At 63.9% G+C, this 12,669-nt stretch carries 14 protein-coding genes and 1 riboswitch; of the genes, 10 read left to right on the top strand and 4 right to left on the bottom strand.

Features of this window, described 5'->3' with window-relative positions:
• Window positions 1–76: 76 nt before the first annotated feature.
• The 7 genes from Q0071_RS13370 to Q0071_RS13340 all read left to right on the top strand — a co-directional run bounded on the left by Q0071_RS13370 (window position 77) and on the right by Q0071_RS13340 (window position 3,646).
• Window positions 77–754 carry a pyrimidine 5'-nucleotidase gene (locus tag Q0071_RS13370; RefSeq protein ID WP_298170110.1) on the top strand — a complete coding sequence of 226 codons (678 nt, stop codon included), beginning with the start codon at window positions 77–79 and terminating at the stop codon, window positions 752–754.
• Between the two features lie 34 nt (window positions 755–788).
• Window positions 789–1,625 carry a 2,3,4,5-tetrahydropyridine-2,6-dicarboxylate N-succinyltransferase gene (gene dapD, locus Q0071_RS13365; protein WP_298170107.1) on the top strand — a complete coding sequence of 279 codons (837 nt, stop codon included), beginning with the start codon at window positions 789–791 and terminating at the stop codon, window positions 1,623–1,625.
• Window positions 1,622–2,029 carry a DoxX family protein gene (locus tag Q0071_RS13360; RefSeq protein ID WP_298170218.1) on the top strand — a complete coding sequence of 136 codons (408 nt, stop codon included), beginning with the start codon at window positions 1,622–1,624 and terminating at the stop codon, window positions 2,027–2,029. Before dapD ends, Q0071_RS13360 begins: the two co-directional genes overlap by 4 nt.
• Complete coding sequence (locus Q0071_RS13355) at window positions 2,026–2,331, top strand: alkylphosphonate utilization protein (RefSeq protein WP_298170105.1); 306 nt, start codon at window positions 2,026–2,028, stop codon at window positions 2,329–2,331. Before Q0071_RS13360 ends, Q0071_RS13355 begins: the two co-directional genes overlap by 4 nt.
• Before the next feature lie 188 nt (window positions 2,332–2,519).
• Entirely contained in the window at window positions 2,520–2,810 is a 291-nt protein-coding gene (locus Q0071_RS13350) for a hypothetical protein (RefSeq protein ID WP_298170103.1), read from the top strand.
• 184 nt (window positions 2,811–2,994) lie between these two features.
• A complete protein-coding gene (locus Q0071_RS13345; RefSeq protein ID WP_298170100.1) occupies window positions 2,995–3,132 on the top strand; it encodes a hypothetical protein in 138 nt (45 codons plus the stop codon).
• Window positions 3,133–3,178: 46 nt separating this feature from the next.
• Window positions 3,179–3,646: a YaiI/YqxD family protein gene (locus Q0071_RS13340; RefSeq protein WP_298170097.1), complete on the top strand. Its 468-nt coding sequence runs from the start codon at window positions 3,179–3,181 to the stop codon at window positions 3,644–3,646.
• A 9-nt stretch (window positions 3,647–3,655) separates the two neighbouring features.
• Here the strand turns inward: Q0071_RS13340 and Q0071_RS13335 are convergent, their stop codons facing one another.
• From Q0071_RS13335 to thiC, 3 genes are all read right to left on the bottom strand, one after another.
• Complete coding sequence (locus Q0071_RS13335) at window positions 3,656–4,045, bottom strand: type II toxin-antitoxin system death-on-curing family toxin (protein WP_298170094.1); 390 nt, start codon at window positions 4,043–4,045, stop codon at window positions 3,656–3,658.
• Between the two features lie 2 nt (window positions 4,046–4,047).
• Window positions 4,048–4,275 carry an AbrB/MazE/SpoVT family DNA-binding domain-containing protein gene (locus Q0071_RS13330; RefSeq protein ID WP_298170092.1) on the bottom strand — a complete coding sequence of 76 codons (228 nt, stop codon included), beginning with the start codon at window positions 4,273–4,275 and terminating at the stop codon, window positions 4,048–4,050.
• A 136-nt stretch (window positions 4,276–4,411) separates the two neighbouring features.
• Entirely contained in the window at window positions 4,412–6,301 is a 1,890-nt protein-coding gene (thiC, locus tag Q0071_RS13325) for a phosphomethylpyrimidine synthase ThiC (protein WP_298170087.1), read from the bottom strand.
• Between the two features lie 38 nt (window positions 6,302–6,339).
• Window positions 6,340–6,446, bottom strand: a riboswitch (TPP riboswitch).
• Window positions 6,447–6,579: 133 nt separating this feature from the next.
• On the opposite strand from thiC, the gene Q0071_RS13320 reads away from it, so the two are divergent.
• Window positions 6,580–7,815, top strand: a complete 1,236-nt coding sequence (locus Q0071_RS13320; protein ID WP_298170085.1) for a cytochrome P450 — start codon at window positions 6,580–6,582, stop codon at window positions 7,813–7,815.
• Window positions 7,816–7,821: 6 nt separating this feature from the next.
• The gene (locus Q0071_RS13315; RefSeq protein WP_298170082.1) at window positions 7,822–9,141 is read left to right on the top strand and encodes an NAD(P)-binding domain-containing protein; all 1,320 of its coding nucleotides are present in this window, start codon (window positions 7,822–7,824) and stop codon (window positions 9,139–9,141) included.
• A 354-nt stretch (window positions 9,142–9,495) separates the two neighbouring features.
• Here the strand turns inward: Q0071_RS13315 and Q0071_RS13310 are convergent, their stop codons facing one another.
• Window positions 9,496–11,007 (bottom strand): NAD(P)/FAD-dependent oxidoreductase, encoded by a 1,512-nt coding sequence (locus Q0071_RS13310; protein WP_298170080.1) that lies wholly within the window; start codon window positions 11,005–11,007, stop codon window positions 9,496–9,498.
• A 470-nt stretch (window positions 11,008–11,477) separates the two neighbouring features.
• On the opposite strand from Q0071_RS13310, the gene crtY reads away from it, so the two are divergent.
• The gene (gene crtY / locus Q0071_RS13305; protein ID WP_298170077.1) at window positions 11,478–12,668 is read left to right on the top strand and encodes a lycopene beta-cyclase CrtY; all 1,191 of its coding nucleotides are present in this window, start codon (window positions 11,478–11,480) and stop codon (window positions 12,666–12,668) included.
• Window position 12,669: the final 1 nt, after the last annotated feature.

The raw sequence follows: 12,669 nt of genomic DNA, 5'->3' as shown, positions 1-12,669 counted from the left end.
GTCTCGACGGGTTTGGCCATGGCCGCCCTCTTCTCCGAAAAGCCCGTCAATCTCAAGCTGGCCGGGAGCTTGTCCCTTGCCCTTTGACCCCGGCCGCGTCGATTGCTGGATCTTCGACCTCGATTACACGCTCTATCCCCCAGCCTGCGGCCTGTTCGGCCAGATCGACCAGCGCATGGGCCAGTTCATCGCCAATCTGCTCGGCTGCGATGCGACCGAGGCGCGCCGGGTGCAGAAGATGTACTTCCACGATCACGGCACCACGCTGGCCGGACTGATGCATTACCACTCTATCGACCCGCGCGAGTTCCTCGATTTTGTGCACGATGTCGACATGTCGGTGCTGGCGCAGGCCCCCCGCCTTGCCGAGCGTATCGCTGCCCTGCCCGGGCGGCGGCTGATCTTCACGAATGGCGACAAACCCTATGCCGAACGGGTGCTGTCCGCGCTCGGCCTCGATGGTCTGTTCGAGGGCATGTGGGATGTCATCGCGATGGACTACAAGCCCAAGCCCGAACCGTCCGCTTACCATGGGCTGATCGAGGCGTTCGGCTTTGATCCCGAGCATGCGGTCTTCGTCGAGGATTCAGCGCGCAACCTGCCGCCGGCCAAGGCGCTGGGCATGCAGACTGTCTGGATCGATTGCGCCAGCGAATGGGGCGACCGGGCCAAGGACGATGCCGCGATCGATCTCGTCATCGACGATCTGCCGCAATGGCTCGATTCGCTTGCCCGCGAGCGTGCGCTCGGTTAGGCCGCGCGCTCTGATTTCCCCGGGAGCCCCGATCATGACCGCAGAGCTGCAGGCCGCCATCGAAACCGCGTGGGAGGACCGCGCCAACGTCACGCCCGCGAGTGCTGCGGTGCGCGAAGTGGTGGATGCCGCTCTCGAACTGCTGGATAGCGGCAAGGTCCGCGTGGCCGAAAAGGTAGACGGGGAATGGACCGTCAACCAATGGCTCAAGAAGGCAGTACTGCTCTCGTTCCGCCTCAATGACAACGCGGTGATCGAGCATGGTGCAGGCGGCGCGCCGGCCTACGACAAGGTTCCCTCGAAGTTCGCAGGCTGGGGCGAGAACCGCTTCCGCGAGGCGGGTTTCCGCGTGGTTCCCGGTGCGGTCGCGCGGCGCGGGGCGCATATCGCCAAGGGCGTGGTCTTGATGCCGAGCTTCGTGAACATCGGCGCCCGCGTGGATGAAGGCACGATGGTCGATACCTGGGCAACGGTCGGCTCCTGCGCGCAGATCGGCAAGAACGTGCATATCTCCGGCGGCGCCGGGATCGGCGGGGTGCTCGAACCGCTGCAGGCTGGCCCGGTGATCATCGAGGACGGCGCCTTCATCGGCGCGCGCTCCGAAGTCGCCGAAGGCGTGATCGTGGGCGAAGGTGCTGTCCTTTCGATGGGCGTGTACCTCGGTGCCTCGACCAAGATCGTCGACCGGGCGACGGGCGAGGTCCACATGGGCCGCGTGCCGCCCTATGCCGTGGTCGTGCCCGGCGCCATGCCCGGCAAGCCCCTGCCCGATGGTACGCCCGGGCCGTCGCTCTACTGCGCCGTGATCGTGAAGACGGTCGATGCGCAGACCCGCAGCAAGACCGGTATCAACGAATTGCTGCGCGACTGAGCCGCATCCGCACCCTGACGCGCTGGGTTCTGGCGCTGCTCTACGCGCTGGCCGGGGTGCTGCATCTGCTTGCCCCCCGCCCATTCCTCGGCATCATGCCGACATGGGTGCCGCAGCCCGAACTGGTGATCGCGCTGACCGGCGTGGCCGAACTGGCGGGTGCGGCGGGCTTGCTTCAACCGTGGTCTCCGGCTTTGCGCCGGGCTGCAGGCTGGGGCCTCGCGGCTTATGCCGTCTGCGTATTCCCGGCCAACATCGTTCACTTCATCCGCGACATGGCGCGGCCCGATCACGGACTGGGCCTTGGCTATCATGTGCCGCGGATGTTTCTGCAGCCGGTCCTCGTGTGGCTGGCCTTATGGGTTTCGGGCGTCCTGCCCTTTCGGGAAGCGAACAAGTCATGAGCGGCGATGAAGACTACGTCTACGACGAAGACAGTGGTGAGTGGCTGCCGGCATCCGAGCTTGCCGCCAAGCGCGCGGCGGAAGGCACTGTTGAGGTGCGCGATGCGGTGGGGAACCTTCTTGCGGATGGTGACCAGGTCACACTGATCAAGGATCTTGAAGTCAAGGGCGCGGGGCAAACGCTGAAGCGCGGGACGCTGATCAAGTCGATCCGCCTGACCGGCGACGCACAGGAAATCGACTGCCGGTTCGACGGGATCAAAGGCCTCGTGCTGCGCGCCGAGTTCGTGAAAAAGCGCTGATCTTCGCTGCCCTTGTTCGGCCTCGGTGCGCGCGTAGATCGGAGGACGGAACAGGCAAGTTGCGTGTTTTGCAACTGGAGCGGCGTTCATTACATTTGCGGGCAATTGTGCGCTGCACCATATCGCTCTCAACAAGAAAACAGGGGTGCTCGAAGGCAAATTCTTCCGATTTTCAAGGAGATTTTGCCATGTTTCTCAAGTCCTTCCAGATCGCTGCCGCTGCTGCCCTGATCGCTGCTCCGGCCCTCGCTCATGCTGACGAGACTGCCGCGAAGTTCACCCACGAGGGTGTGACCTACACCTACACCACGCAAGTGGCTGGCGGCGAGCGAGTGATCCGCGGCACCGCTTTCAACGGCAAGGCCCCGTTCGAACTGCACGTGCGTGGCCGCTACGTGACCGGCACGTTCAACAACCAGGCGGTCGAATTCACGCAGGCCGAAGCCCGCGCGCTCGGCATCCAGGTCGCTTCGAACTGATCCTGACGGGGCAGTAGCTGCCCTGATGGCGAAGACGCTGACAAAGCCCCCGACGAACGCCATTCCGGCGCTCTGCGGGGGCTTTTTCGTGCCCGCTCGCCATGGCCCGCCGGGATTGCTGGCCAAGCAAGGCCCAAAGGCCTAGAGCTGATCTCCGGCCATACCGTCCGGACGGAGAGCGAGCATGGCCAAGAGCCAGAAAAAATCGAACCGCGAAGTGCGCAAGCCCAAGGCGGAAGCACCCAAGAAGCAGAACGCCTCCAATCCCAGCCAGAAGCCGGGTGTGGTCGCCGGGCTCGACAACATGAAGCGCAGCACCTGAACGATCGGGCCTGTCACCAGCGGAAATGCTGTGGCAAGGGCCGACGATGAGCGAGACCCCTGCCCCGCTGCGTATTCTGGTCGATGGCGATGCCTGCCCGGTCAAGGACGAGATCTACAAAGTCGCGTGGCGGCATGAAGTCGCCGTCGTGGTGGTGAGCAATGCCCCCTTCCGCGTTCCGGTGCATCCCCTGGTGCGGCGCGTGGTGGTGAGCGACGGATTCGATGCTGCGGACGACTGGATCGCGGCGGAAGCCACCCCAAGCTGCGTGGTGGTGACCGCCGATATCCTGCTGGCGGATCGCTGCCTCAAGGCAGGTGCGCAAGTGCTGTCTTCCACCGGCAAACCCTTCACCGCCAATTCCATCGGCGGCCAGATCGCCACCCGCGCGATCATGGCGGACCTGCGCGCGGGGGGTGATGTGATCGGTGGGCCGGCCCCGTTCTCCAAGGCCGACCGCTCGCGCTTTCTCTCCGCACTCGATGCGGCACTGGTGCGGCTGAAGCGCCTGTAGCCTGCGTGTTCAGGCTTCGCGGACGTGCTGGCGGAACCAGTCGGCGAGTTCTTCCTCGGTGAGTTCGCCGGCGGCGAGGGCGAGAATGGCGATGACCAATTCGGCGTCGGTCGCGGTAAGCACAAAGCCGTTGAGCATGAGAAAGGTTTCCGCAACGACCGCTGCGGTGCGCTTGTTACCATCAACAAAGGGATGGTTACGAGCAATGCCGTAAGCATAGGACGCGGCTAGCGCGGTGACATCGGGATTGCCGTAATCGGCCAGATTGCGTGGTCGGGCGAAAGCGCTTTCAAGCAGGCCATCATCGCGCGCACCCTCTGCCCCGCCATGTTCGGCAAGCTGTTCGGCATGCGCCGCACGCGCCACTTCGGGCGCAACCCAGATCCAGCCTGTCGGCATGGTTACTTGGCGAGTTCGCGCAAGGCCCGCTTGCGGCGCGCCATGACTTCGCGCGCCGCTGCCATCTGCGCTTCGAAGTCTGGCTCTTCGGCACGCAGTTCGATACCGCCCGGCGTGGTCACGACCGAGAGCGTCTCACCCACCTCTGCGCCGAGGTGCGTGAGCACCTCACGAGGGAGGATGATCCCGGCGGAGTTGCCGATCTTGGTGATCTTGAGGGTCGCGTTCATACGGAGGTTATAACGCCAGGGGGATGAATTGGCAATAAGGACAGCTGCGCAGGCGCGTGTGCCCCTCCAGCCCCAACCCCTCCGTCAGCCCTGCGGGCTGCCACCTCCCCGAGACAAGCTCGGGGAGGGATTGAGGTTATTCCGCAGCCGGCAGGTAAAGCTCACTGCCAGCTTCGCGGTACTTTTCGCTCATTTCGGCCATGCCGGCTTCGGCTTCGGCCTCGTTCGCCACGAACGTCGCGATCTCCGCGTTTTGCTTGGCGGCAAACTCCCGCACTTCCTGCGTGATCTTCATCGAGCAGAACTTGGGACCGCACATCGAACAGAAGTGCGCGGTTTTGGCGCCTTCGGCCGGGAGCGTCTGGTCGTGGTACTGCTCGGCGGTGTCCGGATCGAGGCTGAGGTTGAACTGGTCGCGCCAGCGGAACTCGAAGCGGGCGCGGCTGAGGGCATCGTCGCGCAGCTTGGCAGCCGGGTGGCCCTTGGCGAGGTCCGCAGCGTGGGCGGCGAGCTTGTAGGTGACGACGCCGACCTTGACGTCATCGCGGTCGGGCAGGCCGAGGTGCTCCTTGGGCGTGACGTAGCAGAGCATCGCCGTGCCGAACCACCCGATCATCGCGGCGCCGATGCCGCTGGTGATATGGTCGTAGCCGGGCGCGATGTCGGTCACGAGCGGCCCCAAGGTGTAGAACGGGGCTTCGCCGCAGGCCGCCAGCTGCTTGTCCATGTTCTCCTTGATCTTGTGCATCGGCACGTGGCCGGGGCCTTCGATCATGACCTGAACGTCCTGCTCCCACGCGCGCTTGGTGAGCTCGCCCAGGGTGTAGAGCTCGGCGAATTGGGCTTCGTCGTTGGCATCCGCCACCGAGCCCGGACGCAGGCCATCGCCCAGCGAATAGGCAATGTCGTAGGCCTTCATGATCTCGGTGATCTCGTCGAAGTGCTCGTAGAGGAACGATTCCTTGTGATGCGCGAGGCACCACTTGGCCATGATCGAGCCGCCGCGGCTGACGATGCCCGTCACGCGCTTGGCGGTGAGCGGGATGTAAGGCAGGCGCACGCCGGCGTGGATCGTGAAGTAATCGACGCCCTGCTCCGCCTGCTCGATCAGCGTATCGCGGAAGATTTCCCACGTCAGGTCCTCGGCAATGCCGCCGACCTTTTCGAGCGCCTGGTAGATCGGCACCGTGCCGATCGGCACGGGGCTGTTGCGCAGGATCCATTCGCGCGTGTCGTGGATGTTGCGGCCGGTCGAGAGGTCCATGACGGTGTCCGCACCCCAGCGGACCGACCAGACCATCTTCTCGACCTCGTTCGCAACGTCGGAAGCGACGGCCGAGTTGCCGATATTGGCGTTGATCTTGACGAGGAAGTTGCGACCGATGGCCATCGGCTCGGATTCGGGGTGGTTGATGTTGCTGGGGATGATGGCGCGGCCGCGGGCGACTTCGTCGCGCACGAATTCGGCGGTCACGTAGTCCGGGATCGCGGCGCCCCAGTCCTGCCCATCGCGAACGAGGGCTTCCTTCAATTGACGGCGGCCGAGGTTTTCGCGGATGGCGACATATTCCATCTCGCGGGTGATGATGCCCTGGCGGGCATAATGCATCTGGCTGACATTAGCGCCGGCCTTGGCGCGCAGCGGCTTCTGGACGACATTGGGGAAGCCGGGGACGCCGCCGGAGCGATCAGGGCCGAGCTGGCCGTTGTCCTCGGGCTTCACTTCCCGCGCGCTGTATTCCTCGACATCGCCGCGGCCCATGATCCACTCGCGGCGCAGCTGCGGGAGGCCCTTGGCGATATCGATCACGGCATTGCTGTCGGTATAGGGGCCGGAGGTGTCGTAAACGCGCAAGGGCGGCTCACCCGAAGAGGGTTCGAGCGAGATTTCGCGCATGGCAACGGTGAGGCCCGGAAAGCGCGGGCTTTCGACGTGGATCTTGCGGCTGCCGCGGATCGGGCCAGTGGTGACGCCGATGGGCGTGGCCTGCGGGCCATTTTCGAGACGGGAATTGATATCGGCCATCTTTCACGCTCCTTGAGCGGGCGGAAAGCGGGCGCTTGGCCTCAAGGCCGACCGCTCCCTCCGCCCGTGCTAACGGGTTCAGGTTCGACGGGTCGGGCTGCGTGACCAGCCCCTCTCAGCCGCACTGGCTCCCCGGGGATGGCAGCGGTTTAGAACCAAATCCACCGTGCGTCCACTGCCAAGGCCGGGCGCAATCGGGGCTGGACTTTAATCAGGCGATTAAACATACTTGCGCACAACATCCCGCCACGCAAGCGAGCGGGCCCAAGGAGCAGGACATGGCGAGCCAGACCCTCACGCGTGAACGGGCGATCAACCCTTATGACGTGAGCGCCGATGCGCTCTACACGCAGGACACGTGGCGCGAGCCGTTTGCGTTCCTGCGGCGAGAAATGCCGATCAGCTGGCGGCCGGAGAGCCCGTTCGGCGGGTACTGGTCGGCGGTGACGCTGGAGCACATCCAGGAAATCGAGTTGATTCCGGACGTGTTCTCCTCCTCGTGGAAGCGCGGCAACATTACGATTGCCGAATCGATCAACGAAAGCGAGTTCCCGAATTTCATCGCGCAGGATCCGCCGATCCACACCGCGCAGCGCAAGGTGATCGCGCCTGCCTTCAGCCCGGGGCAGATGATCAAGCTGGAAGCCCAAGTCCGCGAGCGGGCAAAGATGCTGTTCGATGCGCTGCCCCTTGGCGAAACGTTCGACTGGGTGGAGCAACTGGCGATCCCGCAGACGCTGGGCATGCTGTGCAGCCTGTTCGACTTCCCGTTCGAGGAGTGGCGCGATCTCAAGCGCTGGTCGGACTATGGCAGCGGGGTTTCGGCGGACAACCTGACGCCGGAGTACCGCGCGGAATGGATGAAGCAGATGGGCGAGATGCTGCAGCGCTTCGACCGCGAACTCGATGCGCGGCGCGCGTTGCCGCCGACGGACGATCTGCTGAGCCGGATGGTGCATTCCGAAGCGATGGGGCAACTACCGGCGCTGGAGCGACTGGCCAATATTGCGCTGCTGATCGTGGCGGGGAATGATACGACACGTAATTCGATCAGTGGTTTGGTCGAGGCTCTTCACTTATATCCGGAGGAGCTGGAAAGGCTGCGCACGGACCCGACGCTGAGCACCAATGCCGCGCAGGAAATCATCCGCTGGCAATCGCCGGTGACGCATATGCGCCGCACCGCGACGCGCGATGTGGAAGTGGGCGGGCAGCTCATCCGCGAGGGCGAGAAGATCGTGATGTGGTACATTTCAGGCAACCGCGATGAGAGCGTGTTCCCGGATGCCGAGCGGTTTGATGTGACCCGCGAGAACGCGCGGCGGCATATCGCCTTTGGCCATGGCATCCACCGCTGCGTGGGCGCGCGGCTGGCCGAAGTGCAGATCGCGGCGGTGATCGACGAGATCGTGACGCGGCGGCTGCGGGTGGTGCCCACGGGCGCGCCGACGCGGCTGGCGAGCCCGTTCCTGCATGGCTTCAGCGCAATGCCGGTGCGCCTCGAGCAGGATTGAGCCGCCATGACCAATGCACGGGTCTGCATTATCGGGGCGGGCTGCTCGGGGATAACGGTCGCCAAGCGGCTGAAGGACTATGGCATCGCTTACGAGGAGTTCGATGCCTCCGACGATATCGGCGGGAACTGGTACTACAACAATCCCAATGGCTTATCGGCCTGTTATCAGACCCTGCATATCGATACCTCGAAGTGGCGGCTGGCCTTCGAGGACTATCCTGTGCCGGCGGACTGGCCGGACTTTCCGCACCACTCGCAGCTCCTGCAGTACTTCCGCGACTACGCCGATCATTTCGGGCTGCGCGAGGCGATCAACTTCAACACGCGGGTCGAAAAGGCGACGCGGCTGGCGGGCGGCGGCTGGGAAGTGCGGCTTTCCAGCGGCGAGACGCGGACGTACGAGGCGCTGGTGGTGGCGAACGGGCACCACTGGGCGGCTCGGATTCCGGAGTATCCGGGCACGTTCGATGGTGAGCAGCTCCACAGCCATTCCTATCGCAGCGCGTTCGAGCCGGTGGACTGCCGGGGCAAGCGCGTGCTGGTCGTCGGCATGGGCAATTCGGCGATGGATATCGCCTCCGAGCTTTCGCAGCGCGCGATTGCTTCGCGTCTGTTCGTTTCGACCCGGCGCGGGGTCTGGGTGCTGCCCAAGTATTACAAGGGCCAGCCAATCGACAAGAACCCCGCCCCGGCGTGGATGCCGCGCAAGGTGCGTAACGCGATCGGTGCACGGCTGATCAAGGGTCTGGTGGGCAAGATGAGCGACTACGGTCTGCCCGAGCCCGAGATCGGCCCGTTTGACGCCCACGCCACGGTTTCTGGCGAGTTCCTGCTGCGCGCGGGATCGGGCGATGTGGTGATGAAGGGCGGGATCGAGCGGCTGGACGGCGACGGCGTGGTGTTTCAGGACGGCAGCCGGGAGCAGATCGACGTCATCGTCTGGGCGACCGGCTATGACATCCGTTTCCCCTTCTTCGACGACCCCGCGCTCTGCGCCGATAGCGACAACCGGCCGCCGCCGCTGTTCAAGCGGATCATGAAGCCCGAGGTGCCGGACCTGTTCTATGCGGGGCTTGGCCAGCCGCTGCCGACACTGGTAAACTTTGCCGAACAGCAATCGAAGCTGATCGCGGCCACGTTGGCGGGCGCCTACGCCCCTCCGCCGGCGGACGAGATGCACCGGATCATCAAGGCCGATGAGGCATACCACACCGGGCATTACTACGCGGCGCGGCGGCACACGATCCAGCTCGATTTCGATGCCTATGTGCGCGATCTGAAGAAGGAAATCGCGCGGGGGATGGGGCGGAAGAAGGCAGCCTGAGGGGCACAGGAAGAAGGGGTTTCGCGCAAAGACGCAGAGGAAGCAGAGGGCGCAGAGAAGAAGGGAAAGGGAAGAGGATTCCCCGGCCGAAGGCCGCTTCAATCCCGGCCCAGCATCCGAATCAAAAGCGGCTTCGCCGAAGACACAACCCCTCTGCGCCTTCTGCTTCCTCTGCGTCTCTGCGCGAAACCCCTTTCTTCTTTTTCGGCTGTTCGAACGCCAGGCGTTGCGTTTCTCCGAGCGTGGCCCTCTATTCCCTCCCCGTGCCGGGGAGGAATTACCCCTCCGACCTGCCTTCGGCAGGCCACCTCCCCATTTGTCCCTGCGGGAAAAATGGGGAGGATCTGAAATCGCTTATTCCGCGGCTTCCAGAGCGGCGGCTTCGGCGCGCTGGCCGTCGTAGACGAATTCACTCGCGGCGGGATCGATGAAGGGGATCTCTTCCTTCTCGCTCCAGTAGTCCTGATTGTGCTGCCATTCGGGCTTGTCGCCGCGCTTTGGCATGCGGTCGAGATCGCGCATGAGGTAGGTGGGATTGAAGTTGTCCGCATCGATCCACGGCAGGATCTTCATGTCCTTGTCTTCTTCACGCAGCGCTACCTCGACCTTATGGACACCTGCAGAATCCATGTGATTGAGGAGCTTGCAGACAAAATCTCCGACGATGTCTACGCGCAGGGTCCACGAGGCGCGGAAGTAGCCGAAGACCCAGACGAGATTGGGTACCCCGGTGAACATCATGCCGCGATAGTTCACGGTATCGGCCCAGTTGACCGCCGCGCCGTCGATCTCGAAGGGGATTTCGCCCAGCACGGACAGGCGGAATCCGGTGCAGGCGACGACGATATCGCCTTCGATTTCCTGCCCGGAGCTGACGCGCAGGCCCTTTTCGGTGAAAGTCTCGATCGTGTCCGTGACCACAGAAGCATTGCCCGCGACGACCTGCTTGAACATGTCGCCATCGGGAAGCTGGGCAAGCCGCTGCTGCCAGGGGCGATACTTCGGCGTAAAGTGCGGCTCGAAATTGAAATCCTCACCCACATAGCCGCGAATCAGTGCGCGCAGGTCTTCGGCCATGGCCTCGGGCTCCTCGCGGCTGCGGCGGTCCATCTCGTAGAAATTGTAGATGTAGTCCTGCCGCACGACGCGGTGGATCGTCGGCTCGTCAACGCCGATCGTACGCAACCGGTCGGCCAGTTCGCTAACATTGGGCGCGCAGTAGAACCACGTCGGCGAGCGCTGGACCATGGTGACCTTGGCACCGGCTTCGCAGAGCGCCGGGACGATCGTCGCCGCCGTGGCGCCGGATCCGATGACGATGACGTGCTTGCCGGCAACGTCGGTCTGCGGGTCCCACAGCTGGGCGTGGACGAACTGACCCTTGTAGCTCGCCCTGTTCGGCCAGTCTGGGATGTAAGGCGTCTTGTGATCGTAGTAGCCCTGGCACATCCACAGAAAGCCAGCGGTGAACATCACCTCGCTGCCATCCTTGCGGCGGGCATGTACCGTCCACAGGCTGTCCGCGCTCGACCAACTGCACGACGTGATCGTGTGGCCGTAGTGAATGTGCGGGGTGATGCCGTTTTCCTCAATCACTTCGCCCATGTAAGTAAGGATGGCCTCGGCCGAAGCGATCGGAGCACCGGTCCACGGCTTGAAGCGGTAGCCGAAGGTGTAGAGATCGGAATCGGAGCGGATGCCGGGATACTTGTGAGTTTCCCAGGTGCCGCCGAATGTGTCCTTGCTTTCCAGGATGGCGTAGGTCTTGCCCGGGCATTGGTCTTGCAGATGCTTGGCGGACCCGATGCCGGAAATGCCGGCTCCGACGATCAGGACGTCGACATGCTGTGCAACCTGCTCTGCCATCACACTCTCCTTGTTGGCGGCCTTGACCCTTCTTGCGTCGCCCGCGTGCCTGCCGCGTGCGTTCGTGGGGCCAACTGGACCGATTGCGGCGGTTCTCGCCATCTGACGGCAAGGAGGCCTTGATCCGCATCAAAACGCAACAGGATTCTCGCTTGAGTCCTTCCGGTGAAAGCGAAAGATTGCCGATTGTTCACGTGGCGGTTTGGTCGCCGAAATCTGCAAAACGGCAGATAGGCATTGTCTTGCCGGCCTGCCTTCTACTCCACACGTTCAGGGCCGACCGCCGCGACAATCCCTGGGAGAAGGGCAACTCCCCCGGTTGCCCTTTGCAAGATCCCGGGGATGGCCACCTCCACGGCCATCCCCGGGACCCCACCTGCCTTGCGGCGCTTCGTCTATCCCCCATCTTCACGAACGGGCAGGCCCGCGCAGGTTGCACCGTTGCAGCCCAGCGCCTATCGCCAGAGGTGATGAATGCACGGCGCTGCGATATCGCGATCCTGGGCGGGGGCCTCGCAGGTGGCCTGATTGCGCTTGCGCTTGCTCGCTATCGTCCCGATCTTTCGCTGCTGGTCGTGGAGCAAGGCACCTGCCTTGGCGGCAATCATGTGTGGTCGTTCTTTGCGACCGATACCGATCACGAAGCGACCGAACTGCTCGCACCGATGATCGAGGCGACCTGGGCGGACTACAACGTCCATTTCCCGCGCCACAGCCGCCACCTGCGCACTAGTTACAGCGCCATGACCTCGGAGAAGTTCGACGCGGCGCTGCGCGCGGCACTTCCGGAGGATGCCATCCTGACCGGACAGGCGGTGAAGAGTTGCAGCGAGACTGAAGTCATGCTGGGCGATGGCACGCTGGTCGAGGCCGGCGGGGTAATCGACACGCGAGGATTGCGCGATGTCTCGCACTTCACCGGCGGCTGGCAGAAATTCGTCGGCCGCAAGTTCAAGCTGAAGGCGCCGCACGGCCTTGAACGGCCGATCGTGATGGACGCGACGGTCGAGCAGATCGACGGCTATCGCTTCATTTACGCCCTGCCCTTTGCGCCCGACGTGGTGTTTCTGGAGGACACCTACTACTCGGACAGCAGCGCGCTGGACCGGCCGCTGCTCGAGCAGCGGATCGACGCCTATCTCGCGGCGCGGGGATGGGAAGTCGAAGCGCTGCTGGGCGAGGAGCACGGCGTGCTGCCGGTAGTGGCAGGCGGCGATTTTGCCGGTTTCTGGCGCGATGGCGGCGAGGATACGGCGCGCGCCGGATCGCGCGCGGGGCTGTTTCATTCTTTGACGAGCTACTCGGTGCCCGATGCGGTGCGCTTCGCGCTCGCGCTGGCGCACCATGATGTGCTCGATGGTGCAGGCCTCAAGGCATTCTCTGCCAAGTGGGCTAAAGGGCACTGGGAAAACCAGTCTTACTACCGCATGCTTTCCGCCTTGTTGTTCGGCGGGGCCTATCCGCAGGAACGTCTTCGCATCCTGGAGCGTTTCTACACGATGAAGCCGCAACTCATCGAGCGGTTCTATTCGGGGCGATCAACCTCGTACGACAAGTTTCGCATTCTGGCGGGCATTCCGCCAATCCCGATCCCGCGGGCGCTCGGCACCATCACGGGGCTGGGCCGGCAGCCAGCCCCGCTCAAGTTTTCAGGAGCCTAGA

Origin of the sequence: Novosphingobium sp., assembly GCF_027486195.1 — a bacterium.
GTDB lineage: Bacteria > Pseudomonadota > Alphaproteobacteria > Sphingomonadales > Sphingomonadaceae > Novosphingobium.
Note: the sequence above shows the minus strand (reverse complement) of the source record. Positions and strands in the feature narration are given on the sequence as shown.